This is a genomic window from Serinicoccus kebangsaanensis (assembly GCF_008919445.1).
GTDB classification, from domain to species: domain Bacteria; phylum Actinomycetota; class Actinomycetes; order Actinomycetales; family Dermatophilaceae; genus Ornithinicoccus; species Ornithinicoccus kebangsaanensis.
The window spans coordinates 356,370-379,896 of the sequence record NZ_VSLG01000002.1; the positions used below are offsets into that span (position 1 = coordinate 356,370).

Below are 23,527 nucleotides of genomic sequence, written 5' to 3' on the forward strand. Positions count from 1 at the left end.
AGGGTTGAGGATGAGGACGATCGAGGTGGCCCGAGCCGCGGGGTGCTCCGTGCAGCAGGTGCGCAAGCTCGAGGCGCTTGGCGTCCTGCCCCCGGTCCCCCGCACGTCTTCGGGCTACCGGAGGTATGCCCCGGCGCACCTCTCGTGCGTCCTCGCCTATGCGGCGCTCGCCGCGGCGGTCGGACCGTCGGGTGCGCGCGACCTGATGCAGACCCTGCACACGGACGTCGGTCGGTTCCTGACGCGACTGGACCTAGCGCACGCCCGGTTGGCCTCCGACCGGGCCGACCTGGACGAGGTCTCGCAGGCGATGCGCGCGATCGGCGCCGACCCGGTCGGGGACGCGGTCGCGGCCGACGACCTGTCCGTGGGGGAGCTGGCGCTCGCGATCGGGGTGCGTGGCTCGACGCTGCGGCACTGGGAGGCGGAGGGGCTGCTGCACCCGGGTCGCGCCGAGGCGATGCGGGGCGCCCGTCGTTACGGGCCGGCGGCGGTGCGCGACGCCCGCCTGGTGCAGCAGCTGCGCCTGGCGGGCTACGGCATACCGGCCGTGCGGTCGTTGCTGCCGCGACTCCAGCACGAGGTGGACGCCGCGGACGCACTGACCCGGCGCCGCGAGGCGCTGGCTGCGCGCAGCCGGGCGCTCGTGCGCGCCGCGGCCCACCTGCACCCGGTGCTGGGGTGATGGTGCGCCCGGATCAGGCCCGTCCGAAGCCCCTGAGCCGCAGGCTGTTGAGCACCACCAGCACCGAGGACAGCGCCATCGCGCCACCCGCGATCAGCGGGGTCAGCAGGCCGAAGGCGGCGAGCGGGATGGCCAGCGTGTTGTAGCCGAAGGCCCACACCAGGTTCTGCTTGATGATCGACAGGGTGCGACGGGACAGTCCGATGGCGTCTGCGACGGCCTCGACGTCCGAGCGCATCAGCACGATGTCGGCGGACTCGGCGGCGACATCGGTGCCTGAGCCCATCGCCATCCCGAGGTCGGCCTGCGCCAGCGCTGCGGCGTCGTTCACGCCGTCGCCGACCATCGCCACGACGCGTCCCTCGCGCTGCAGCCGCTCGACGGCCGCGAACTTGTCCTGGGGCAGCACGTCGGCGGTGACGTCGGCCGCCTCGATGCCGACCTGCTGGGCGATGGCCGCGGCGGTCCGGGGGTTGTCGCCGGTGAGCAGGTAGGGCCGCAGGCCCAGGTCACGCAGCCGCTGCACCGCCCGCGGCGACGACTCGCGGGCGGTGTCGGCGACGGTGACCGCGGCGCGCGCGGTGCCGTCCCAGCCGACGAGGACGGTGGTGCCGTCGGCGCGCTCCGTCGCCTCCACCAGGACCTCGGGCACGACGTCGAAGAGGCTGGCCCGCCCCACGGTGACGACCGTGTCCTTGAGCGTCCCGCGGACCCCGAGGCCCGGCAGGCTCACGACGTCGTCGGCCCGGACCAGCGTCACCCCGCGCTCGCGGGCACCGGCGACGATGGCGCCGGCCACCGGGTGCTCGCTCCCGGTCTCGACGCTGGCGGCGGCCTTGAGCGCGGCGTCCTGGGGCAGCGACCCGGCGGTCACGACGTCGGCGAGCACCGGGTGACCGGTGGTCAGCGTGCCCGTCTTGTCCAGCACGACGGTGTCGACCCTGCGCGTGGACTCCAGGATCTGCGGGCCCTTGATGAGGATGCCCAGCTGGGCGCCGCGCCCGGTGCCGGTGAGCAGGGCGGTCGGCGTGGCCAGCCCGAGCGCGCAGGGGCAGGCGATGATGAGCACCGCCACCGCGGGTGCCAGGGCCTCGGTGAAGGTATGCCCGGTGACCAGCCACAGGACGAAGGTCAGGGCCGCGATCACCAGGACGGCGGGCACGAAGACGGCGGAGATCCGGTCGGCCAGGCGCTGCACCGGTGCCTTGCCGGTCTGGGCCTGCTCGACGAGCCGGGTGATCCGGGCCAGCGTGGTCTCGGCGCCGACCCGGCTGGCCTGGACGATGAGGCGGCCGTGGCCGTTGACCGTGGCACCGGTGACCGTGTCCTGCGGGCCGACCTCGACCGGCATCGACTCGCCGGTGACCATGGAGGCGTCGATGGTTGAGCGCCCGGAGAGGATCGTCCCGTCGGTGGCGACCTTCTCGCCCGGGCGCACGACGAACCGGTCGCCGACCACGAGCTCCCCGATCGGCACCCGGTGCTCGCTGGTGGCCATCGCGCCGCTCCCGGCCTCCTGGCGCAGCACCGCCACGTCCTTGGCGCCGAGCTGCAGCAGGGAGCTGAGGGCGGAGCGCCCCTGGGCCTTGGCCCGGGCCTCGATGAACCGCCCGATGAGCAGGAAGGCGGTGACCACCGCGGCGGTCTCGAAGTAGAGGTCCTCGGTGAAGCCGGTGAGCAGCGCGAGCACGGACCAGCCGAAGGCGGCGGTGATGCCGACCGACACCAGGGTGTCCATGGTGGAGGCACCGTGCCGGGCGTTGACCGCGGCGGCCCGATGGAAGGGCCAGGCGGCCCAGAAGTAGATCGGCGCGGTGAGCAGCAGCTGCAGCCAGTGGCCGGTCATCCCCAGCGCGTCCCGCACCGGCGGCACCATGTGCACGAGCACGACGAGCAGGGCCAGCGCGCTGGCCACGACCATCCGCAGCCGCAGCGACCCGCTTCCCACGAGGTCGTGGGTCATTTCCGGCGCCTCACCCGGGCTCTCGTCCTCGAGGGGGGTGGCGCCGTACCCGGTCTGCTCCACGACGCCCACGATGTCGGTCACCGAGAGCGCGGAGGGGAAGCTGACGCTGGCCTTCTCCGTGGCGAGGTTCACGCTGGCCTGCACCCCGTCGACCTTGTTGAGCTTGCGCTCGATGCGCGCCGAGCAGGAGGCGCAGGTCATCCCGCTGATCGCGAGGTCGACGTGCTGGTCCTCGCCGGGTGCGCTCGTGGTGGTGCTGCTCATCTCAGGTCCTCCTGCCTGTCGCCGGCCGGGCGTCGCGTGTGGTTGCGGTGGGCCCGACCGGGCGTCGCGTGTGGTTGCGGTGGGCCCGACCGGGCGTCGCGTGTGGTGGCCTCAGGCCTGGGCGGTGTAGCCAGCTTCCTCGACGGCCGCACGCGCGGCGTCGAGCGACAGGGGGCCGTCGGAGACGACGAAGACCTCGGTGTCGCCACCCTTGACCAGGTCGTCGACGCGCACCTCGAGCACGCCCTCGACCTCCTTCAGCTCCTCGGTCACCGAGGCGACGCAGTGGCCGCAGGTCATCCCCGAGACGACGAGCTTGGTGGTCTGGTTCTGCAGCGGGGTGTCGGTCATGGTGTGCTCCTTCGCGGGTCGGTATGCGGTGGGTCGGCGGCACCCTTGGCCGCCAGATGAGGACGTGGACCGGCTCAGCTCCGGACGAGCCGGGCGATCGCGGCGGAGGCCTCCCGGACCTTCTCGTCCTTGGCCTGCTCCGACTCCGCGGCGGCGTCGACGACGCAGTGGCCGATGTGGTCCTCGAGGAGGCCCAGGCTCACCGCCTGCAGCGCCTTGGTGGCGGCGCTCACCTGGGTGAGCACGTCGATGCAGTAGGTGTCGTCCTCGACCATCCGGGCGATCCCCCGGACCTGGCCCTCGATGCGGCGCAGGCGCTTGAGATAGTCGTCCTTGGAGCCGGTGTATCCGTTCACAGCCATGGCAACAGCATACCCCCTCTGGGTATGTTGTCGAGTCCTCTTCGCCCGCCGTCCTGGATACAGGGACCGGAGACCGCGCCCATCGCGGCCCGCCGGTGCGCGCAGGGGGTGCGGTCGACCGCTTGACCAGGTCTGATCAGGAGCGGGAGGCTGAGCCGGTGGCAGCCACGAAAGACTGGTCCGCGCTGCGCCGGGCACTCGCGTCGATGCTCATCGGTCTGATGATCGGCGCGCTCGGATCTGCGCCGACGTCCTCGGCCGCCACCACGACGGACCTCTGCGCCCGGGCCCTCTCCCTGGCGCAGGAGGGCGCCCTCGAGGACGCCGAGACGGTGGCGTCGGCGTTGGCCGGTGACTGCCCTACGCGGGTCGCCGAGCAGACCGCGAGGGCGCGAGCAGCATCGGATGCGCTCGCGCAGCGTGCCGCACGGGCGTCCGACCAGGAGGAGCAGCTCCGGCTCGCCCGGCTCGCGCTCGACCTGGACTCCGCCAACGGCGAGGCCCAGAGGTTGGTGGAGGAGGCGACGCCCGTGCAGCGGCCCGGCCTGTGCGCCGAGGCCGACGCGGCGGTACAGAGCGGACAGTTTGCCCGGGCCGAGTCCCTCTATGCCGCGCTCGAGGGGGTCGAGGCGGCGACGAGCTGTCGGCAGACCGGGATGGTCGACCTCGCGGACGCCCGGACGGCCGCCTGGCCGCAGCGCGTCGTCGACGCGGTGACCAAGGACGGTCTGCTCCTGCTGCTGCTCGCGGTGGTGGCCTTCGGTGCCGGTGTGCTCGCCACGGCCTGGTGGCGTCCCGCCTGGCTCTCGGCGCGCGGGCGTGCGGCGATGGCCCTCGTCCTGGCCCCACTGACCCTCGTGGCGCTCGTCGCGTGGCGCTGGTGGTCACCGGACGACCTGCGCGGGCTGATCGGGCTGGCCGGCGTCCTCACGCTCGCCCTGCTGGCCGGCGGTGCGGCGTCGCTGCTCTCCCGGAGCCGCGCGCCGTTGCGCATCGAGCTGGCACCGGGTGGGGGAGACGACGGGGCGGAGGTAGCGCGGCAGACGGTGCTGCAGCTGCACGAGCTGGCCCAGGGCCGGTCCGAGGGCATCTTCGCCGTCGACGGCACCGACCTGCACGAGCAGCAGATCGGCGGCGTGCTCGACGCCGTCACCCATCCATGGGTGAGCAGCCTGCTCAAGCTCTGGGACGCGGTGGCGCTGCGCGCGGGGGACCGCGTGGTCCTGGCGGTGGCAGCAGGACGGACGAGCGTGTCGATGTACGAGGGCCGGCGCCTGGCTCATCTGCGACTCGTCGATGCCGCCGACTTCCGGGTCGCGAGGGCGGAGGCGACCGAGGCCGAGGAGGCGAGCGCCGCCCGGGACGCCGCCACCGAGGTGGCGGCGCACCTCCTCTGGTGGCGCCTGCCGAAGCCCTCGAGGATGCCCGGCCTCCACGGCGCGAGCACGGCCAGCAGCCTCGCGCTGTCCACGGTGGCTGCCCACCGCCTCGCTGCCGGGGACCTGGACGGTGCCGGGGCGCTCGCCGCCCGCGCCTGGCACCGTGACTCCGGCAACCGTGCCGCGCGCCTGGCGATGGCCAGCGCCGATGTGCTGCGGGGTGCATCCGTGCCGGCCCAGGAGCTGAGCCTGCGTCAGCTGGGGACCCTGCTCCGCGAGGAGGAGCAGCAGGCACCTGGCGGTGACTCCCCGCTCGCCTGGCGTATCCGGTACACGTACGCCACCGGTCTGGTGAACCTGGCCGTCGAGCGGGACCCCGACCTCGAGAGCCGGCAGTGGAGCGTGGACTTCCGTCGTGCCCTCGACCTGTGGGGGACCTTCCTCGACGAGGAGGCGCGTCGGGGCCTGCCGCTGAGCGACGGCGCGCAGGAGCCGGGGGCCCGTCCCCGACGAACCCCGCACCCGGAGGAGCAGGTGCTGTGGGACTACCTGGTCAGGGCGTCCCGCAGCGCGGCGGAGGCGGTGGCCGTGGCGCTGCGGCCCTGGCCCGGCCCCATCCCCTCCACCGGCGGGCTGAAGGACATCACGGCAGGGTCGCGCACGGATCACCGCAACCTGGCCTGCGGGTGGGCGACGGCCTACCACCTCACGCCGGAGCAGTTCCCCATCGAGCGGACGGGTCAGGCGCGGCGGTGCGTCGAGCAGATCCGGCTGGCTGCCCCCGAGGCCGCCCAGCGGAAGGGTGTCCTGGCTGACCCCTTCCTGGCCTGGGTCGAGGACTCCGCGCCCTACCGGGGGCTCATGCAGGAGTGGGACCTGGCGCCGGGACCCTATTCCGGCATCCAGTCCTTCGGAGCGCTCGCCCCCGCGCTGGCCCGCAGCCACGGCACCCCCGAGGAGCTGGTGCGTGCGCTGGAGCGCATCGACGGCCGCGAGACGCTGCGCGCCGCTCACGGGATCGACGAGGAGACGTTGCGCGCCTGGCGGGGGGCCGCCCAGTGGTTGGCTGCCGGGGTGGAGCCCGGTCTCGTGAACCGCTACCAGGGTGCGGGCCTGCTCGACCGCGAGCAGGTCCGGCGCATCCAGGACGCGGCGGTGGCGAGGCGCCTCGCCGCGCACTGCGCCGTGAGCGGGGACGCCGAGCCCTCCAGGGACGACCGCGCACTGATGCGCCGCGCCGCGCCGGTCCTCGCTCGTCAGCCTGCCGGGGCGAACTCGCAGAAGCTCTGGTAGTGGTCCTCGGTGTAGTACCAGACCTCGGGGTCGACCTCGCCGCCGCCGGTGACGACCCGCTTGGCGCCCCGGTGGTCCAGCCCGGGGGTCTCGACGGTGAACTCCTGGTAGTAGCCGAACGACTCGTCCGGGAGAAAGCCCTCGCGGTTCTCGAAGGTGATGCCATCCCTGCCGTAGTCGTAGGGACCGCCGACCTCGATGTCGTCGACGACCGGGTCCAGCTCGTCCGGGAGCATGCCCTCGGCGCAGGCGTCGACGTCGTCCCAGTCGCGGGTGTCGACGCCGACCGGATCACCTTGGTCGGCGTCGGCGGCCGGGTCGCTCTCCTGGGTGGGCTCGGGAGCGTCCACGCCGGACCCTGACTGCTCCTCGCCGGAGTCCTCGGTCATCGAGCCGAAGGTCGTGTCCTCGGAGGTGGACCCGCCCGGTGTGCCCTGCCCGGTCGGTGCCGCCGCGTCGTCGGTGCCCTGACCGCCCTGGCCGACCATCAGCCAGAGCACGATCGCGGCGCACAGCACGAGCAGCCCGGTGGCGACCGGGCGGGACAGCCTCACGACTGATCACCGCCAGCCGCCCGCCGGGGCCCCAGCGCCACCACGGCCAGCGAATCGGCGTCGTCGAGGATCTCGGAGAGGATCCACCAGGCCCGGCCCTCGGTCTCGGCGAACAGACCGGCGTCCTCCCACAGCAGCGCCACCTCCTGCCCGCCCCAGCTCTGGGCGAGGTCGCGGAGCGAGTCGACGAGGGCGTCCAGGTTCAGCGCCGCGGTCCGCGGCAGCCGGAGCGCCTGGGCGACCTGCGCCTGCATCTCGCGCAGACCCCCGCCGACCGGCGTGCTGACCTCGGCGACGGCATACCCCGCCTGGGCGAAGTGGGCCCGCGCGTCGTCCGCGCGCTCCGCGGCGAGGATGATCACCGCTGCTCCAGGTGCCGGACGAGCTCCGGCGCCAGGCCGACATACGTGGCCGGGGTCAGCGCGGCGAGCCGCTCCTCCTCCTGCGGCGGCAGGCCCAGCCCGCGGACGAACTCGACCAGCTCCGCCTGCCCGATCCGGCGCCCCCGGGTGAGCTCCTTGAGCCGCTCGTAGGGGTTGCTCATCCCCTCGGCGCCGCGCGCCGCCAGGGCGCGCATGACGGACTGGATCGGCTCGGCGAGCACCTCCCAGTTGGCGTCGAGGTCGGCGGCCATCGCCTCCGGCACCGCGTCCAGACCGGCCAGGCCGCGACCGACGTTGTCCAGGGCGAGCACGCTGTGGCCGAGCGCGGTGCCGATGTTGCGCTGCATCGAGGAGTCGGTGAGGTCGCGCTGCAGCCGGCTGGTCACCAGCGTCGAGGCGAGGACGTCCAGCAGCGCGTTGCTCACCTCGAGGTTGGCCTCGGCGTTCTCGAACCGGATCGGGTTGACCTTGTGCGGCATGGTGCTGGAGCCGACGGTGCCCTGCCCCCGCACCTGGGCGAAGTACCCCATCGAGATGTAGGTCCACATGTCGGTCGCCAGGTTGTGCAGGATGCGGTTGAACCGCGCCACGTCGGCATAGAGCTCCGCCTGCCAGTCGTGGCTCTCGATCTGCGTGGTGAGCGGGTTCCACTGCAGGCCGAGGTGCTCGACGAAGGTGCGGCTGACCTGCTGCCAGTCCGCCCCCGGGACCGCCTCGACGTGCGCTCCGTAGGTGCCGGTGGCGCCGTTGAGCTTGCCGAGGTATGCGCATCGCTCGACCCGGCGGAGCTGCCGGGTGAGGCGGTGGGCGAGCACGGCGAGCTCCTTGCCCATGGTGGTGGGTGTCGCGGGCTGCCCGTGGGTGTGGGCGAGCAGCGGCACGTCGGCCAGCTCTCCCGCCATCGCGGCGAGCTGGTCCACCAGACCGTGGGCCTTCGGGAGCCAGACCTCGATGATCGCCCCCTGGACGAGGAGGGCGTAGGAGGTGTTGTTGATGTCCTCGCTGGTGCAGGCGAAGTGGATGAGCTCGGCAAGCGCTGCGGTGCGGGTCGCGACGTCGCCGGGCTGCCCGGACTGCGCGGAGCGCTGCAGGATGTCCGCGAGCCGGCGCCGCAGGAAGTACTCGATCGCCTTGACGTCGTGCACCGTCTCGGCCTCGATCTGGGCCAGCTCGGTGACCGTCGCGGCGTCGAAGTCGACGACCAGGGCGCGCAGCGCGGCCTGCTCCGCCTCGGTGAGCGCGGGGGCGCCGGGCACCGCCTCCTGGGTCACGAGGTGGATGAGCCACTCGACCTCGACGTGCAGCCGGGCCCGGTTGAGCGCAGCCTCGGAGAGATGGTCGACCAGCGGGGCCACGGCGCCGCGATAGCGACCGTCCAACGCCCCCAGGGAGGGGGCGGGGTCGAGCTCGGCGAGCGGCGTGCGGGAGGCGGGCAGCGGCATACCGGCATTGTGGCAGGCAGCGGGATAGACCCCTGCATCCCGGCGTCAACGTGGAGTTGACAACCAGGTCTGTCAACCGTATGTTGACACGTATGACGACGCGCAGAGACACCGCCATGAGCACCTTCCGGACCTCGGCCGGGCTGGCCGCCATCATGGTCGGCTTCGTGACCCTGCTGCTCTCCCGGCAGATCGACGGCGGCTTCTGGCACGGCTTCTTCCAGGGGGCGACGGTCGCCCTCATGGTCCTGGGCGCCTTCTTCGTCGGCAGCGGCATCTGGCCGCGTCGCCGCGCCGACGGCGACGAGCAGGAGCACTGGCTGCCCAGCCGTGACGGCTCGGGGGACGGGCGATGAGCCACGCCGCCCCGACCGAGCCCGAGCGCGGGCAGGACCTGCTCGCCCAGCTGGGCCGGGTGATCGTCGGCGGTGAGCAGGAGCTGTCGTCGGCCGAGACGCTCACCCCCGAGGCACACCTGTGGCTGGTCCGCCGCAGCGCCGAGGCGCACGGGGCGACGGCAGACCTGCTGCAGCAGGCCGTCGGCTCGGCCCGGGCGGCCGGCGTGAGCTGGGCGCGGCTGGGCGAGGAGCTGGGGCTGAGCCGCCAGGGGGCCCAGCAGCGCTTCGGGCCGGCCACCGAGGTGGCCGACGACGCCGACGAGGACGTGCGGTGGCTCGGGCCGGTCACCGCGGTGGACGAGATGGGGGAGCTGCAGCTCGCGGGCGAGCTCGGGTGGCACACCGTGGAGGCCGGGATGTTCCGGCACCGGATGGTGCGGACCGCCACGCAGTGGGAGCACCGGCGGGTGGTGTGGACGCGGCCGGCCCGGCACTACCTGACCGACGGGTGGGAGGTCGGCGCCCGGGCCTTCCCGTGGCTCTACCTGGTGCGGGACACCGGTCGGAGCGCGGCCACCGGGTGAGGACCCGGGGCCGGTGGCGGCTCAGTGGCGCTTGGTGTCGGGGTCGACCTCGTCGGCGCTGACGTAGTCGCCGGTGACGCGGTCGCGGTGCTCACGGGCGATGCGGGTGGCCTCCTCGGCCTCGCTGTGCAGCTTGTCCGCGCGCACCTGCGCCTCCCGGGCCTTGCCCTGCAGCTCGCGGGCGCGTTCCTCCGCGCTCTGGGCGTAGGACTCGCCGGACTGGGCCTGCTCGCGCAGCCCGGCCGCCTCCTGACGCGCTGCGACGATCCGCCGGTTGCGCGCGACCAGCGCCCAGACGACCAGCGCCGCGAGGACGAGCACCGCGGCGAGCACGATCCAGAAGGTGACCATGTTGTCCATCCCCGCAACCTAGCCGATGAGCGGCGCCGCCGCTCGGCCGTCCGCCGGGTATGCGGCGCACCCCACCGGCTGGGTGCGCCAGGTCCCGACTGGTGGCTGCCCGTGGCCGACCAGCACCACGGCGCGCTCCGCTCCCCACCGCTCCAGCAGGCCCCCGAGCGCCCGCTGGGCGGTGGCGTCGTCGAGGTGCGCGGTCGGCTCGTCGAGCAGCAGCAGCGGCCGGCCGGAGACGAGCGCCCGCGCGAGCGCCAGCCGGGCTCGCTCACCGCCGGAGAGCCCGGCCACGAGGGTGTCCAGGCCCTCGGGGAGGGTGGCGAGCCACGCACCCAGGTCCACCGCCTCCAGCGCCTCGACGAGCTCGGCGTCGCGGGGGCGCTCCCGCCGGGCCAGGGCGAGGTTGGCCCGCACCGACCCGGCGAAGGCGTGCGGCTCGTCGTCCACCAGCGCGACCAGCGACCGGACCTGCTCGAGCTGCACCTGCTGCACCGGTCGGGTCCGCCCGTCGCTGCCGGCTAGGCGGTAGGCCCCGCCCGTCGGGTCGAGGTGGCGTGCGAGGACCGCCAGCGCGGTGGACTTGCCCGCGCCGTTCGGCCCGGTCAGGTGGACGCGGTCTCCGGGCTCGACGGTGAGGTCCAGGGGGTGCAGGTCCGGAGGGGTGGGGGCGCCGGACGAGGGATCCCACCGGGCGGACACGTGATGCAGCGCCGCGGACAGCGGGCCGGGCGGCAGCGGGGCCTCACCCGCAGCGTCCACCGCCGGGTCCTGCTGCAGCACCGCGGCGACCCGTCGGCCGGCCGCCCGCGCCCTGGCGCGTGCCCCGGCGATCTCGGGCAGGCCCACCCAGGTCTCGGCGAGCGCGACCGGCACGAGCGCGACGAGCGCGGCATAGGGGCTGCTCAGCCCACCCGTCGCCTGCGCCGACCACGCGGCGCCGGTGACCACGGCGATCGTGCTGGCGACGACCGCCCAGGCCACCGTCACACCCGCCGCGCGGGCCCGCGTCAGCCGGGCCTCGCAGCGCCGCTGGTGCGCCTCGAGAGCCGCGAGCCGTCCCAGCAGCCGCTCGTGACCACCGTCGCGCCCCGTCACCGCCTGCACCGCGAGCAGGTCGGCGCACCAGGACGTCACCTGCTCCTGCACCCGTCCGAGGGCCACCACGGCCGCGTCCTGCGCGAGCCGCTCGACGGCATACCCGAGCACGGCGACCGCTGCCGCCAGCGTCCCACCGGCCGCGACGGCCAGGCCGGCGACCGGCAGGTGCCACGCCGCGACGACCGAGCCCACCGCGGTGGCGACGACCGCCGACCACGCCGGCACGGTGAACCGCACCTGGTCGTCCACCACGTCGTCCAGGTCGCGGGCCATGGCCCCCAGGAGCGCGCCCTTGCTGCCCCGCCCCAGCCGCGCCGGGGTCAGCGGCACGAGCGCGGCGAAGACACCCGCGCGCCGCCGGGCCAGGTCCGCGAGCGCGACGTCGTGGCTGACGACGCGCTCGGCATACCGCAGCACCGGTCGGAAGATGCCGAAGGCCCGCACCCCGACGACCGCCACCAGCAGGGTCAGCACCACCGGCATCGTGGAGGCCTGCACGATGAGCCACCCCGAGGTGGCGGTGAGGGCGACGCCGCAGCTCACCGAGGCGCCGCCGAGCAGGCACGCCAGGGCCAGCCCGCCGCGGCGGCCACCCGGTCCGGCGGGCCGGGGGACCTGGTGCTGGTCGTCGCGGTCGGGGTGCGAGGACGGTGTGTCACATCCGTCGTCCTGGCGACCGATGTGACACACCGTTCCTGCACCACCGTCGAGGTCCCACCGCTGGTCGGCGAGCGCCATGAGGAGCGGGTCGTGGGTGACCACGACCACGCGGCGCTCGCGGGCCAGACCGAGCAGGACCTCGTGCACGAGCGGTATGCCGTCGGCGGCGACGGCGGCCGTCGGCTCGTCCAGCAGCAGCAGCGGCGCCGGCGACAGGAGGGCGCGGGCCAGGGCGAGCCGGGCACGTTGCCCGGCGGACAGACCCAGCCCGTCGTCCCCGAGCCGGGTGTCCAGGCCGTGCCGGTCGGCGAGGTGGGTCCACAGGCCGACCTGCTCCAGGGCCTGCTCCAGCTGGGCGTCGGTCGCGTCCGGGGCCGCCAGGGCAATGGTGTCGCGCACCGTGCCGGGCAGCAGCAGCGGACGTTGCGTGGCCAGGTGCGCCGGGGGTGCGTCGACCTGGCCGGACGCGGGCGTGCGCAGCCCGGCCAGCAGCTCGAGCACGGTCGTCTTGCCCGCGCCGCTGGGGCCGGTGAGGACGGTGAGACCGGGGCCCGCCGGGGTGCTCAGCGTCACCTCGGGCAGCGTCTGCGCCCGGCCGAGGTGGGCATACCGGACGCCGGTCAGGCCGATCGCCCCGTCCCCCCGTGCCGACGGACGTGCACCACGCGCCTCCCTCTCGCCCGTCGGGCCTGGATCGGACCGTCGTGCACGTCGGTCCGCACGCCCGGCGGGCCCCTGACCCCCTGTCCGGTCGGGTGAGGCGGCGGCTGGGGAGGTGAGGATGCCGTTGGCGGACAGCTCCTCGAGCACCTGCGCGCCGTCGGCGGCGTTGTGGAACTCGGCGCCGACCCGCCGGATCGGCCAGTACGCCTCGGGAGCCAGCAGGATCGCGGTGAGCCCGACGACGAGGTCCATGCCGCCGTGCGCCAGCCGCAGCCCCACCGCCACCGCGACCATCGCCACCGAGATGGTCGCCAGCAGCTCCAGGGCGGCCGTGGACAGGAAGGCGGTGCGCAGGGTGGCGACGCTCGCCCGACGGTGCCGCTCCCCGACCTCGCGCACCACGTCGACCTGGGCCCGCGCCCGGCCGTAGGCGACCAGCGTCGGCAGCCCGCGCATCACGTCGAGGAAGTGCCCCGACAGCAGCTCCATCGCCCGCCACCGACGCCGGGTCTCGTCCCGCGTGTGCAGGCCGATGAGCGCCGCGAAGACGGGGAGCAGCGGCAGCGTCAGCACCACGACGAGCGCGCTCCACGGGTCCACGACCAGCAGCGCGACGAGCGCCAGCCCGGGCACCACGGCGGCAGTGACGAGCGCGGGCAGGTAGCGGGAGACATACGGCTCCAGCGCCACCACCCCGTCGCCCGCGCGGGTGATCGCCACCTCCGTCGTGGGCCGCTGCTCGACCGGGCGGGACAGCCACCGACGCAGCACCGCCTCCCGCACCACGGCCACCACCCGCAGGCCCGCCCACCGCGCCACGGCCTCACCCACGCCGGCGAGCACCCCGCGCAGCACCAGCAGCCCCACCAGCGCCGTGAGGTATGCCGTGAGCTCGGTCCCGCGGGCGACCGCACCGACGACCAGCGCGAGCACCACGGCCTGGGCGATCGCGATCGCACCAGAGGCCACACCGACGAGGGACAGCGCGGCCACCGGACCGCGGGTGGCGGGCAGGGCCCGCAGCAGCGCAGGGTCGAAGGGTCGCACGGGGCGGCTCAGCGCCCCGGGCGCTGCGGCTCCACCGCGGCGTGGTGCACCTCGGTCGGGATGTGGTGCCCGGAGATCCGTCTGCGGAAGGTCCAGTAGCTCCACGCCGTGTAGAGGAGCATGACCGGCGTGAAGACGAGGGCCACCACGGTCATGATCCCCAGCGTCTTGGCGGTCGAGCTGGCGTTGGTGGCGGTCAACGACCAGTCCGGGTCGAGGCTTGAGGGCATGACGTCGGGGAAGAGCGCGAGGAACAGCGACGTGGTGGCCAGCGCGATGGCGACGAAGGTCCCGGAGAAGGCCCAGCCCTCACGGCCGCGGGCGGCGAGCGCGAGCCCGCCGAGGAGCGCCGCGGCCGCCAGCCCCGCCGCCCACCAGGACAGCGGCGTGCCCGTCCGTCCGTGCAGGAGCGTCAGCCAGGCCACCGCGAGGACCGCCGCCACGACCCCCAGGCGGAGCGCCAGGGCCCGGGCGTCGTGCCGCAGCGCCCCGTCCGTCTTGAGCGCGACGAAGAGCGCGCCGTGGGTGAGGAAGAGGGCGAGCGTGGTCAGCCCGCCGAGCAGCGCGACGGGGCCGAGGAGGTTCCAGAAGCCACCGGCATACTCCATCTGCGCGTCGATCGGGACGCCGCTCACGATGTTGCTGAAGGCGATGCCCCACAGCACGGCCGGGAGCAGGGAACCGGCGACGACCATCGCGTCCATCCGCGCGCGCCAGGCGGGCGAGTCGACCTTGCCGCGGTACTCCAGCCCCACGCCGCGCAGGATCAGCCCGACGAGGATGAGCAGCAGCGGCAGGTAGAAGCCGGAGAAGAGGGTGGCGTACCAGTGCGGGAAGGCGGCGAAGATCGCCCCGCCGGCGGTGAGCAGCCAGACCTCGTTGCCGTCCCAGAACGGTCCGATCGCCGAGAGCATCTGCCGCTTGCGCGTCTCGTCCTTCCCCAGCACCGGCAGCAGCATCCCGACGCCGTAGTCGAAGCCCTCCAGGCAGAAGTACCCGACCCAGAGGACGGCGATGAGGACGAACCAGATCGTGGTGAGCTCCATGGTCACTCCTGTGGCGTCAGTAGGTGAAGACGAAGGCGTCGTCGTCGTCCCGGTCGGCGGGGTCGTAGGACGCGTCCTCGGGGACCTGCTCGGCACCGGCCCGGCCGTAGCGCAGCAGCAGCTTGACCTCGACCACGGCGAGCGCGCCGTAGAGCAGGGTGAAGACCACCATCGAGGTCAGCACCTCACCGGTCGTCGTCCCGGGGGAGACCCCCGTCCGGGTGGTCATCAGCCCCATCACCAGCCACGGCTGGCGGCCCATCTCGGTGAAGATCCAGCCGAAGGAGTTGGCGAGCAGCGGCATGAAGAGCACGCTCCCCGCGGCCCAGCCCCAGAGCCGGTGCCGCAGCACCGGCCGGTCCTCCTCGCGGTCGTCGCGCGCCGTCGCCGAGCCGCGCAGCCGCCAGAGCACCGCGAGCGCGACCCCCATCGCGGCCAGACCGAGGCCGATCATCAGCCGGAAGCTCCAGTAGGTCACCGGGATCACCGGGCGGTAGTCCTCGGCCGCGGTGAGCTCGGCACCGGCATACGTCAGTTCGTAGCGCTCCTGGATGTGGTCGATGCCCTCGACGGCGCCGTCGAGCGAGCCGGTCGCGAGGTAGGACAGCAGCTTGGGGACGGTGAGCGCCCACACCTCCTCGCGACCGTCGAGGGTGCCCACGGTGATGATCGAGAAGGGTGCGCCCTCGCCCTCGGGGACGTCCTCGTAGAGCCCCTCGGCCGCCGCCATCTTCATCGGCTGCACCTCGGTCATGATCTTGCCCTGGAGGTCCCCGGAGATCGCCGAGCCGGCGCCCGCCAGGAGCACGACGACCGCGCCGAGCCGGGCGGCCCGGCGATACATCGGTGCGTCGGTGCGCGGCGTGCCCGGTCGCCACAGGTGCCACAGCGCGAAGGCGAGCACGAAGGCGCCGCCGGTCATGTATGCCGCGGTGATGACGTGCGGGAAGGTCACCAGCTGCACCGGGTTGGTGAGGACGGCGAGGAAGTCGGTGAGCTCGGCACGCCCGGTCTCGGGGTTGACGCGGTAGCCGACCGGGTTCTGCATGAAGGAGTTGGCGGCCAGGATGAAGTAGGAGGACAGCAGGGTGCCGATGTGCACCAGCCAGATCGCGGCCGCGTGCAGCTTCTCCGGGATGCGTCCCCACCCGAAGATCCACAGGCCCAGGAAGGTCGACTCGAGGAAGAACGCGAGCAGCGCCTCGATCGCCAGCGGCGCACCGAAGATGTCGCCGACGAAGCGGGAGTAGTCCGACCAGTTCATCCCGAACTGGAACTCCTGCACGATGCCGGTGACCAGCCCGAGCGCGAAGTTGATCGTGAAGAGCTTGCCGAAGAACTTCGTCAGCCGTAGCCACCGGGTGTCGCGGGTGCGCATCCACTGCGTCTGCATGAGCGCGACGAGGAGGCTGAGCCCGATCGTGACGGGGACGAAGAAGTAGTGGTAGACGGTGGTGATGCCGAACTGCCAGCGGGCGAGATCCAGGGCCTCCACGGTGTGCCTCTCGTCGACGGAGAGCGTTAAAACTACGTTCCGTCGTAAATACTACTACACGTAGGGGATGGCGGTGGGTGGGTCGCTCAGCTCAGCGCGAGGACGGCGACGGCGCAGGGCACGGCGAGGACGGCCAGGGCGAGCACGGTCACCGCGATCCGGGTATGCACGGGCGCCGGCGGTCGGGCGAGCAGCCGGATCCGGGCGGTGACCTCGGCGGTCGCGGACGGGGCCATGCCCACCAGGGCCCGCGCGAGGTCGGTGTGGTCGGTGCGCTGCTCGGCGATCCGGTCGGCGAGCGCCTCGGCGAGCAGGTGCACCTCGGCGAGGGCCGAGGGGACCCGCAGCGGGCGGGGGACCGCCTCGTGCAGCACGGTGAAGAGCTCGAGCAGCAGGTCGTGCCGGGCGTCCAGATGCCCCTGCTCGTGGGCGAGCACCGCCCGCAGCTCGGCGTCGCCGAGCCGGTCCAGGGTGGCCTGGGTGAGCACGATGCGCCGGTCCCGTCCGGGCAGGCAGTAGGCGGTGGGGTTGCCCTGGGCGATCACCGCGACACCCGGGAGGGCGACGTCGCCCGCCGCTGCGGACGTGTCGTCCAGGCGTCGCCCGACCAGGTCGACCAGCTCCCGGTGCTCCTGCCGCCGGCGGCGCAGGTCGGTGCCGACCTGGTGGCCGGAGAGGAGCAGCCGGGCCACCATGAGGGCGGACAGGGCCAGGGCGAGGCCGAGCAGCAGCGGCTGGTCCAGCCCGGTGGTGCTCACCGCGACGGGTGCGGCGAGCAGCGCGCAGGCGACGCCAGCGACGCTGACCGCCTGCCAGAGCAGCAGGCCGGGCCCCGGCATCCGGCGCAGGGCGCGCCAGCGGGGCAGCAGGCGCGGTGCCCCCAGGGTGAGGGCCAGGGCCGCCAGGACCACCGACGCGGTCAGCACCGGCCCGGCCATGGGGAGGGCTCCGGCGTCAGGCGCGGCGGCGCTCGACCTCGGCCAGGGCGGCGCGCAGGTCGTCGAGCTCGCCCGGGCTGGCGTCGTCGAGGAAGTGCAGCATGGCCGCCGTGCGGTCGGCCTTCACCGTGTCCAGCGCGGAGCGCAGGGCCGTGGCCGCGAGCTCCTCACGGCTGGCCGCCGCGGAGTAGCGCCAGGCCCGCCCGTCCCGGGTGCGGTCGGCGATCCCCTTCTTGGCCAACCGGTCCAGCACCGTCATCACCGTGGTGTAGGCGAGCTCCTTGTGCTGCCGCTGCTCCAGCTGGTCGATGACGTCCCGGACCGACAGGTCGGGGCCCTCGGACCAGAGGATCTCCATGACGACGCGCTCCAGGTCGCCCAGGGAGGTGCTGCGTAGCGGCATACCCGCAAGGCTACGCCCTGCCCCCGTCGGCCCACCCGACCGGCCGCACGGTCTGCGTCGACCGCCCGCACGCTTTGCGTCGACCGACCGCGCGGTTTGCGTCGACCGACCGCGCGGTTTGCGTCGACCGGCCGCACGCTTTGCGTCGACCGGCCGCACGCTTTGCGTCGACCGGCCGCGCGGTATGCCGTCAGTCCGGGTAGCCCTGCGGGTTCGCCTGCTGCCACCGCCAGGTGTCCGCGCACATGTCCTCCACCGACCTCGTCGCGCGCCAGCCGAGCTCGGACTCGGCGAGCGCGGGGTCGGCATATGAGCTGGCGATGTCGCCGGGGCGCCGGGCCACGATCTCGTAGGGGATCTGCTGGCCGCTGGCCCGCTCGAAGGCCGACACCATCTCCAGCACGGAGGTGCCCCGCCCGGTGCCGAGGTTCCACACCGACAGCGGGCGCTCGTGCGTGCTGATCCACCCCAGCGCGGCCACGTGGCCCTCGGCCAGGTCCTCGACGTGGATGTAGTCGCGCACCCCGGTCCCGTCGACGGTGTCGTAGTCGTCCCCGAAGACGGAGAGCTTGTCCCGCCGGCCCACGGCGACCTGGGCGATGAACGGCATGAGGTTGTTCGGGATGTCCGACGGGTCCTCGCCGATCTGGCCCGAGGGGTGGGCGCCGACCGGGTTGAAGTAGCGCAGCAGGGCCACCTTGAGCTGCGGATGGGCGTGGGTCACGTCGCGCAGGATCTGCTCGTTCATGACCTTGGTCCAGCCGTAGGGGTTGGTGGCCGAGGTCGGCAGCGCCTCCGTCATCGGCACCGGCGCGTCCTCGCCGTAGACCGTGGCGCTGGAGGAGAAGACCAGGTAGGGGACGTCGTTCGCGACCATTGCCTCCACCAGACGCAGGGTGGCACCGATGTTGTTGCGGTAGTAGTCGATCGGCTTGGCGACGGACTCACCCACGGCCTTGAACGCGGCGAAGTGGATCACCGCGTCGAAGGACTCCTGGGCGAGCAGCGCGTCCAGCTTGTCGCCGTCCGCGAGGTCGAAGGCGTGCACCGGGACGGGTATGCCGGCCAGCTCCTCCAGGCGGGGGGTCACCGAGGGCTTGCTGTTGGAGAAGTCGTCGACCACGACCACCTCGTGCCCGGCCCGGGCCAGGGCGATCACCGTGTGGGACCCGATGTAGCCGGCACCGCCGGTGACCAGTACGCGCATACGCCTCATGCTGTCAGACGCACGACCCGGCCGGAGGCGTCGGCCGCCCGGTGTCCTCACCCGGCCGACGGTGCCCTGCGGGGGTATCGTGGTGACGTAGTGGCGACACCGACGAGCAGGACCCATCCCGACGGTTCGGGCGCTATGGACGAGAGCGGCCCCGGAGCGGTCCCTCGCAGCGCGTCGGGCGCACGCCTGGACGGGGTCGACATGGCCCGCGCGGCGGCGGTCGCGGGGATGGTGGCGGTGCACCTGCGTCCGCAGCAGGACGAGGACGGCCGGTCCGGCGTCGGTGACCTCATCCTCAACCTCCCCTACGGCCGGGCCTCGGTGCTGTTCGTCCTGCTGGCCGGCGTCGGGGTCTCGCTGCTCCACGCCCGCACCCCGGGACGAGGGCTGGTGCCGACGCTGCTCTGGCGCGCCGGGCTGCTGCTGGTGATGGGGCTGAGTCTGCAGCTGCTCGACCACGGTGCCTCGGTCATCCTGGCGACCTACGCGGTGCTGTTCCTCCTGGCGCCCTTCCTGGTCCGCCTCCCGGACCGTGCCCTGCTGGTCGGCGCGGGCGTCTGCTGGTTGGTCGGCCCCGTCGTCCTGGTCCTCACCGACCACCTGCGGCCGCACGGGGTGGTGCAGCCCGAGCTCGGGGACGGCCTGGCCACGGTCCTGGCCGCGCTGCTCGTCACCGGTCGCTACCCGCTGGTGGTCTGGGTGGTCCCCTTCCTGGTGGGGCTGTGGCTGGGGCGTCGCCCCCTGGGGGAGGCGCGGTTCGTGCGTCGCCTCGGCGTCGTGGGCGTCGCGGCGAGCGTCACCGGGCTGGTCGGGGGCTGGCTGCTGTCCCCTCTCGCGGCGGCAGCGATGCCGTGGGACCTGGGCCGGTTGGCCTCGGGCGAGGGTCACTCGGGTATGCCGCTCTGGCTGCTGGAGAGTCTCGGCCTGGGCTGCGTGGTGCTGGCGTGCGCCTTGGCCGCCGGTCTGACCGGTGCGGGCCGGCGTGGCTCGTGGCTCTGGCCGGTGTCGGCCGCGGGGCGCCTCGCGCTGACCTACTACATCGCCCATCTGGTCCTGCTCGCCCTGGTTCTCCGCCCGCTGCAGTGGCCGCCGGACCCGTGGTCCGGCATTGCGACGCTGGCCGTGCTGACGGTCCTCGCCCTGGCCTTCGCCCCCGTGTGGCTCCGGACCTTCCGGCACGGCCCGGCGGAGTTCCTGCTGCGTCCGCCGACGTTCACCCGGTCCTCCGGGAGCCGGGCGCGGAGGAGCTCGTGACCCGCCCGGCCGGGATGCGCCGATCGGGCCGGCGGTGCGTGGCCGTCCTCGCGGTGGGTGTGCTGGCCCTGTCCGCCTGTGACACGGGTGGGACGGACCCCGGGTCCGACGCCCCGACCGGCGCCACGTCTGCCGGGCCGACCGCGACGGCGACCCCCTCACCTCCGGACGACGAGTCACCGTCGACCGACGACGCCTCGGCCAGCACCGAGGCGGCGACCACCACCGCCGCGCCGGAGACGGTGCTGGACGAGCACGGTGTCAGCGCCGGACACCCGCTGGCGGTCGAGGCGGGCATGGAGATCCTCGAGGCCGGTGGCAACGCGGTCGACGCCGCCGTCGCGGCGGCCTTCGCCGTGTCCGTGGTGGAACCCTTCGCCTCCGGCATCGGCGGCGGCGGCGCCACGATCGTGGCCGCTCCGGACAGCGAGCCCCGCGCCTACGACTACCGCGAGGAGGTCCCCCGGGACGGCGTGGTCCCGGCGAGCGGGGCCGGGGTGCCCGGGTTCGTGGCGGGGATGGGCACGCTGCACGAGGAGCACGGATCGCTGCCCTGGGAGCGGGTGCTGCGCCCCGCCCAGGAGCTGGCGGAGGAGGGCTTCGAGGTCACGCCGTTCCTGGCCGTGCGGATGCGCAGCGACGGCGGCCCGGCCGCGGTGACGGGTCTGCCGCACTTCTCGCCGGGCGGGGCTCCGCTGCAGGCCGGGGAGGTCCTCGTGCAGTCCGACCTCGCGGACACGATCGGGACGCTGCGCGAGGAGGGTCCGGACGACTTCTACACCGGCTCGTTGGCCGACTCGCTGACCTCCACCAGCGCCGAGATCGACCCGGAGTCCCTCGGTGCCTACGAGGTGCTCTCCGGTGACCCGGTGCGTGGCGACCTCGGTGCATACTCCCTGCTCGCGAGCCGGCCCGCGCTGCCCGGTGCGGCGATGATCCAGATGCTGCAGACCCTGGAGTCGGGCGGCATCGAGGACGTCGACCCCGACTCCGCGGACTACGTCCGCCAGGTGTCCGACGCCTGGCTCCAGGCCGAGGAGACGGTCCGCACGCGGCTGGGCGACCCGCGCTTCGTCGACGTCCCGGTGGACGACATCGTCGCGGCGCCCCCGCGCACCGCCACGCCTGTCGCCGCCGCGGCCCCGGCGCCGCAAGAGCCCTCGGAGCCCGGCTCTCCCGCCAACACCACGCACGTCACCGTCGTCGACGAGGACGGCACGACCGTCTCGATGACCAACACCATCATGTTCTTCTGGGGCTCGGGCCAGATGGTCGACGGCTACTTCCTCAACAACCACCTGAGCCGGTTCGAGGCGATCGCCTCGCCGCTCAACCAGCCCGGCCCGGGACGGCGGCCCGTGACCTGGACCAACCCGATGATCGTGCTCGACGAGCAGGACCGGCCGGTGCTCGGCATCGGCAGCCCGGGGGGCGAGCAGATCCTCAACATCATGGGCACGGTGCTGACCCGCTGGGCGCTGCTGGACCAGCCGCTCGACGATGCCGTTTCCGCCCCGAGGTTCCGCTACGACGAGGACGTGCAGACCCTGTTCACCGAGGACGCCATGCCCGCCGGGGTCCGGCAGGACCTGGCCGCCGACGGCTGGCAGGTCGAGCTGTGGACCCGTGAGCGCGCCGGCTTCGGCTCGGTGCAGGCGCTGGAGATCGACTACGGCGCCGGCACGCTGCGCGGGGCGGTGGACACCCGGCGCGAGGCCGACAACGACATCCGGTCCAGCGGGTAGGGGTGAGCACCTCCTGCCCGCAGGTCGCTCCCGTCAGGGCCGGAGCAGGCCCAGGCCCACCCGCGCCCGCGGATGCCCGGAGACGACGGCGCCGCTGACGATGAGGTCGTGCACCGCACGGTTCTTGGGGTCGCGGAACGGCCACATCACGCAGATGACGAAGAAGATGCCCACGGTGGCGAAGCTCAGCATCATGAGCAGCCCCCCACGCAGCAGCCCGACGAAGCCGCCGAGGTGCGAGCCGTCCGTGTCCCGCACCAGCTCGAGCCCGAGCAGCGCCTTGCCGGGCGACTGGCCCTTCGACCCGTTAAGCCAGGCGAGGTAGCCGACGGCGCCCAGCCAGGCCAGACCCGCCAGGTCCTCCAGGGGATCGGCCAGGCTGCTGACGACCCCCAGGGCCAGGGTGACGGCGAGGAGGAGGGACCAGTCGATCAGGGTGGCCGCGGCCCGCTCACCCCAGTCGGCGTGGCGCAGCCGAGGCGGTGCCGCAGGGGTGGGCACGGTGTCCTCGGGCTGGCCGGCACGCGGCCACCCGGGGGAGTACTGGGGGATCGGGGGCGTGCTCCACGGCGCCGCGTCGGACGGCCCGCTCGGCTGGTCGCGCTCGCGGTCCGGCGGCGGCGGTGTCCAGGTCATGGCGTGCTCCACTTCGCTGGACGGGTGACGGGTGAGCGGGTCCAGCACCGCAAGGGTATGACGATCGGCCGCTTCCGTCCGCTCCGATGAGTCCGCGCGGTGCCGGTGGTCGACCCCAGGAGCCACGAGGAGGAAGACATGCCACGACCGGACGACGAGATCCGCGCCATGACCACCGAGCAGCGGCGGGACACCGCGGCGCTGCTGGAGTCGCTCAGCCCCGAGCAGTGGGGGCAGCCCTCCGGGTGCGAGGGGTGGACGATCCACCAGCTGGTCGCGCACCTGACGCTGCCCTACACGTCGCGCCTGACCCGGGTGGTGCGCGAGGTGCTGCGGGCCAGGGGAAGCTTCGACCGGGCCGCCGACCGGATGGCGCGTGCGGACGCCAGGACGCATACCCCGCAGGAGCTGGTCGTGATCCTGCGGCGCAACCTCGACCATCCCTGGAGCCCGCCCGGTGGCGGCCCGGCCGGTGCGCTGTCGCACGACGTCATCCACTCCTACGACCTCACCGACCCCCTCGGTGTCCCCCCGGTGGTGACGGCGGCGCGGGCCACGACGGTGCTGGAGGCGTTCCGCCGCCCGCACCTCAAGGGCTTCGGCGTCGATCTCTCGACCACACGTTTCGAGGCCACCGACGCAGATCTCGCGGTCGGGGCCGAGGCGGCGGTGGCCCAGCAGGTCGTCACCGCACCGCTGCTCGACCTCGTCCCGCTGACGACCGGGCGTCGGCTCGGCACCGACGGCGCAGGTCCGGCTACCGTCGGAGGGTGAGCATCAGCGAGGAGGACAGAGGTCACCTGACGCGTGCGGTCGAGCTGGCCGAGGCGGCCGTGCTGGCCGGGGACGAGCCGTTCGGGTCGGTGCTGGTGGCCGGCGACGGCACGGTGCTCCTCGAGGACCACAACCACGTCGCCGGTGGTGACCGCACCCAGCACCCTGAGCTCGCCATCGCGCGGTGGGCGGCGACGCACCTGGAGCCCGAGGCCCGGGCCGCCAGCACGGTCTACACCTCGGGCGAGCACTGCCCGATGTGTGCTGCCGCGCACGGCTGGGTCGGGCTGGGGCGGATCGTGTATGCCTCGTCCACCGCGCAGCTCACCGGCTGGCTCGCCGACCTCGGGCGGCCGCCCGGGCCGGTGGCGCCGCTATCGATCCGGGAGGTCGTGCCGGAGGCCGTGGTGGACGGTCCCGACCCGGAGCTGGCCGAGCGGGTGCGCCGGCTGCACTCCCGCTGGGCCGGAGCCGACCGACGATGAGCCGGGGCGGTGCTGCTGACCGGTCCCACCACTCATACGCAGAAGACGTTCCTCTGCGCTGATGCATCACCGCACAGGAACAACTTCTGCGTATGAGTCAGGTGCCAGCCGT

Annotated in this window: 22 protein-coding genes; 8 read left to right on the forward strand and 14 right to left on the reverse strand. The window is 73.7% G+C overall.

Going from position 1 to position 23,527, the window contains the following annotated elements:
• Positions 1 to 10: 10 nt before the first annotated feature.
• Positions 11 to 685 carry a MerR family transcriptional regulator gene (locus FXF60_RS03790; protein ID WP_151523920.1) on the forward strand — a complete coding sequence of 225 codons (675 nt, stop codon included), beginning with the start codon at positions 11 to 13 and terminating at the stop codon, positions 683 to 685.
• 13 nt (positions 686 to 698) lie between these two features.
• Here FXF60_RS03790 and FXF60_RS03795 read toward each other — a convergent pair whose 3' ends face one another.
• The 3 genes from FXF60_RS03795 to FXF60_RS03805 form a co-directional block, all read right to left on the reverse strand.
• On the reverse strand, positions 699 to 2,915 hold the full coding sequence (locus tag FXF60_RS03795; protein ID WP_151523921.1) for a heavy metal translocating P-type ATPase: 2,217 nt from the start codon (positions 2,913 to 2,915) through the stop codon (positions 699 to 701).
• 111 nt (positions 2,916 to 3,026) lie between these two features.
• Complete coding sequence (locus FXF60_RS03800) at positions 3,027 to 3,266, reverse strand: heavy-metal-associated domain-containing protein (protein ID WP_151523922.1); 240 nt, start codon at positions 3,264 to 3,266, stop codon at positions 3,027 to 3,029.
• A gap of 74 nt (positions 3,267 to 3,340) precedes the next feature.
• Positions 3,341 to 3,622, reverse strand: coding sequence for a metal-sensitive transcriptional regulator (locus FXF60_RS03805; protein ID WP_151523986.1), 282 nt, complete (start codon positions 3,620 to 3,622; stop codon positions 3,341 to 3,343).
• Between the two features lie 164 nt (positions 3,623 to 3,786).
• Between FXF60_RS03805 and FXF60_RS03810 the strand changes: the two genes are divergently transcribed.
• Positions 3,787 to 6,300: a hypothetical protein gene (locus FXF60_RS03810; RefSeq protein ID WP_151523923.1), complete on the forward strand. Its 2,514-nt coding sequence runs from the start codon at positions 3,787 to 3,789 to the stop codon at positions 6,298 to 6,300.
• Here the strand turns inward: FXF60_RS03810 and FXF60_RS03815 are convergent.
• Genes FXF60_RS03815 through purB form a run of 3 tightly spaced genes read right to left on the reverse strand, consistent with a single transcriptional unit; the run spans position 6,264 to position 8,679 of the window.
• Positions 6,264 to 6,854, reverse strand: coding sequence for a guanyl-specific ribonuclease (locus tag FXF60_RS03815; RefSeq protein ID WP_238335685.1), 591 nt, complete (start codon positions 6,852 to 6,854; stop codon positions 6,264 to 6,266). The two genes, FXF60_RS03810 and FXF60_RS03815, sit on opposite strands and share 37 nt — an antisense overlap.
• Positions 6,851 to 7,216: a barstar family protein gene (locus FXF60_RS03820; protein WP_151523924.1), complete on the reverse strand. Its 366-nt coding sequence runs from the start codon at positions 7,214 to 7,216 to the stop codon at positions 6,851 to 6,853. The genes FXF60_RS03815 and FXF60_RS03820 overlap by 4 nt, the downstream gene beginning before the upstream one ends.
• Entirely contained in the window at positions 7,213 to 8,679 is a 1,467-nt protein-coding gene (purB, locus tag FXF60_RS03825) for an adenylosuccinate lyase (protein WP_151523925.1), read from the reverse strand. The genes FXF60_RS03820 and purB overlap by 4 nt, the downstream gene beginning before the upstream one ends.
• 92 nt (positions 8,680 to 8,771) lie before the next feature.
• Here purB and FXF60_RS03830 point away from each other — a divergent pair, with 92 nt between their 5' ends.
• Complete coding sequence (locus tag FXF60_RS03830) at positions 8,772 to 9,035, forward strand: hypothetical protein (protein WP_151523926.1); 264 nt, start codon at positions 8,772 to 8,774, stop codon at positions 9,033 to 9,035.
• Positions 9,032 to 9,601, forward strand: coding sequence for a hypothetical protein (locus FXF60_RS03835; protein WP_238335686.1), 570 nt, complete (start codon positions 9,032 to 9,034; stop codon positions 9,599 to 9,601). The genes FXF60_RS03830 and FXF60_RS03835 overlap by 4 nt, the downstream gene beginning before the upstream one ends.
• A gap of 21 nt (positions 9,602 to 9,622) precedes the next feature.
• Here the strand turns inward: FXF60_RS03835 and FXF60_RS03840 are convergent, their stop codons facing one another.
• The 7 genes from FXF60_RS03840 to galE all read right to left on the reverse strand — a co-directional run bounded on the left by FXF60_RS03840 (position 9,623) and on the right by galE (position 18,512).
• Positions 9,623 to 9,961: a hypothetical protein gene (locus FXF60_RS03840; protein WP_151523927.1), complete on the reverse strand. Its 339-nt coding sequence runs from the start codon at positions 9,959 to 9,961 to the stop codon at positions 9,623 to 9,625.
• A gap of 9 nt (positions 9,962 to 9,970) precedes the next feature.
• Positions 9,971 to 13,423: a thiol reductant ABC exporter subunit CydD gene (gene cydD / locus FXF60_RS03845; protein WP_192796577.1), complete on the reverse strand. Its 3,453-nt coding sequence runs from the start codon at positions 13,421 to 13,423 to the stop codon at positions 9,971 to 9,973.
• Positions 13,424 to 13,431: 8 nt separating this feature from the next.
• The gene (gene cydB / locus FXF60_RS03850) at positions 13,432 to 14,469 is read right to left on the reverse strand and encodes a cytochrome d ubiquinol oxidase subunit II (RefSeq protein ID WP_151523929.1); all 1,038 of its coding nucleotides are present in this window, start codon (positions 14,467 to 14,469) and stop codon (positions 13,432 to 13,434) included.
• Positions 14,470 to 14,485: 16 nt separating this feature from the next.
• A complete protein-coding gene (locus FXF60_RS03855) occupies positions 14,486 to 15,964 on the reverse strand; it encodes a cytochrome ubiquinol oxidase subunit I (protein ID WP_151523930.1) in 1,479 nt (492 codons plus the stop codon).
• Between the two features lie 86 nt (positions 15,965 to 16,050).
• Positions 16,051 to 16,902, reverse strand: coding sequence for a M56 family metallopeptidase (locus FXF60_RS03860; RefSeq protein WP_151523931.1), 852 nt, complete (start codon positions 16,900 to 16,902; stop codon positions 16,051 to 16,053).
• Between the two features lie 16 nt (positions 16,903 to 16,918).
• A complete protein-coding gene (locus FXF60_RS03865) occupies positions 16,919 to 17,305 on the reverse strand; it encodes a BlaI/MecI/CopY family transcriptional regulator (protein WP_151523932.1) in 387 nt (128 codons plus the stop codon).
• Positions 17,306 to 17,495: 190 nt separating this feature from the next.
• Positions 17,496 to 18,512 (reverse strand): UDP-glucose 4-epimerase GalE, encoded by a 1,017-nt coding sequence (gene galE / locus FXF60_RS03870; protein WP_151523933.1) that lies wholly within the window; start codon positions 18,510 to 18,512, stop codon positions 17,496 to 17,498.
• Between the two features lie 144 nt (positions 18,513 to 18,656).
• Here galE and FXF60_RS03875 point away from each other — a divergent pair, with 144 nt between their 5' ends.
• Both FXF60_RS03875 and FXF60_RS03880 read left to right on the forward strand, forming a co-directional pair.
• On the forward strand, positions 18,657 to 19,775 hold the full coding sequence (locus FXF60_RS03875; RefSeq protein ID WP_151523934.1) for a DUF418 domain-containing protein: 1,119 nt from the start codon (positions 18,657 to 18,659) through the stop codon (positions 19,773 to 19,775).
• Entirely contained in the window at positions 19,772 to 21,520 is a 1,749-nt protein-coding gene (locus tag FXF60_RS03880) for a gamma-glutamyltransferase (protein WP_151523935.1), read from the forward strand. The genes FXF60_RS03875 and FXF60_RS03880 overlap by 4 nt, the downstream gene beginning before the upstream one ends.
• Positions 21,521 to 21,553: 33 nt before the next feature.
• On the opposite strand, the gene FXF60_RS03885 is transcribed toward FXF60_RS03880, so the two are convergent.
• Positions 21,554 to 22,156 (reverse strand): RDD family protein, encoded by a 603-nt coding sequence (locus tag FXF60_RS03885; protein WP_151523936.1) that lies wholly within the window; start codon positions 22,154 to 22,156, stop codon positions 21,554 to 21,556.
• A 138-nt stretch (positions 22,157 to 22,294) separates the two neighbouring features.
• On the opposite strand from FXF60_RS03885, the gene FXF60_RS03890 reads away from it, so the two are divergent.
• Positions 22,295 to 22,930 (forward strand): maleylpyruvate isomerase family mycothiol-dependent enzyme, encoded by a 636-nt coding sequence (locus tag FXF60_RS03890; protein ID WP_151523937.1) that lies wholly within the window; start codon positions 22,295 to 22,297, stop codon positions 22,928 to 22,930.
• A complete protein-coding gene (locus FXF60_RS03895; protein WP_202879540.1) occupies positions 22,927 to 23,415 on the forward strand; it encodes a nucleoside deaminase in 489 nt (162 codons plus the stop codon). The genes FXF60_RS03890 and FXF60_RS03895 overlap by 4 nt, the downstream gene beginning before the upstream one ends.
• The last annotated feature ends 112 nt before the right edge of the window (positions 23,416 to 23,527 follow it).

Bases quoted from the DNA above. Each gene is read 5' to 3' on its own strand.
- FXF60_RS03875 (WP_151523934.1), top strand. From the start codon at position 18,657: ATGGACGAGAGCGGCCCCGGAGCGGTCCCTCGCAGCGCGTCGGGCGCA.
- FXF60_RS03840 (WP_151523927.1), bottom strand. From the start codon at position 9,961: ATGGACAACATGGTCACCTTCTGGATCGTGCTCGCCGCGGTGCTCGTC.
- FXF60_RS03835 (WP_238335686.1), top strand. From the start codon at position 9,032: ATGAGCCACGCCGCCCCGACCGAGCCCGAGCGCGGGCAGGACCTGCTC.
- FXF60_RS03860 (WP_151523931.1), bottom strand. From the start codon at position 16,902: ATGGCCGGGCCGGTGCTGACCGCGTCGGTGGTCCTGGCGGCCCTGGCC.
- FXF60_RS03790 (WP_151523920.1), top strand. From the start codon at position 11: ATGAGGACGATCGAGGTGGCCCGAGCCGCGGGGTGCTCCGTGCAGCAG.
- cydB (WP_151523929.1), bottom strand. From the start codon at position 14,469: ATGGAGCTCACCACGATCTGGTTCGTCCTCATCGCCGTCCTCTGGGTC.
- FXF60_RS03890 (WP_151523937.1), top strand. From the start codon at position 22,295: ATGCCACGACCGGACGACGAGATCCGCGCCATGACCACCGAGCAGCGG.
- FXF60_RS03800 (WP_151523922.1), bottom strand. From the start codon at position 3,266: ATGACCGACACCCCGCTGCAGAACCAGACCACCAAGCTCGTCGTCTCG.
- FXF60_RS03885 (WP_151523936.1), bottom strand. From the start codon at position 22,156: ATGACCTGGACACCGCCGCCGCCGGACCGCGAGCGCGACCAGCCGAGC.
- FXF60_RS03830 (WP_151523926.1), top strand. From the start codon at position 8,772: ATGACGACGCGCAGAGACACCGCCATGAGCACCTTCCGGACCTCGGCC.
- FXF60_RS03865 (WP_151523932.1), bottom strand. From the start codon at position 17,305: ATGCCGCTACGCAGCACCTCCCTGGGCGACCTGGAGCGCGTCGTCATG.
- purB (WP_151523925.1), bottom strand. From the start codon at position 8,679: ATGCCGCTGCCCGCCTCCCGCACGCCGCTCGCCGAGCTCGACCCCGCC.
- galE (WP_151523933.1), bottom strand. From the start codon at position 18,512: ATGCGCGTACTGGTCACCGGCGGTGCCGGCTACATCGGGTCCCACACG.
- FXF60_RS03795 (WP_151523921.1), bottom strand. From the start codon at position 2,915: ATGAGCAGCACCACCACGAGCGCACCCGGCGAGGACCAGCACGTCGAC.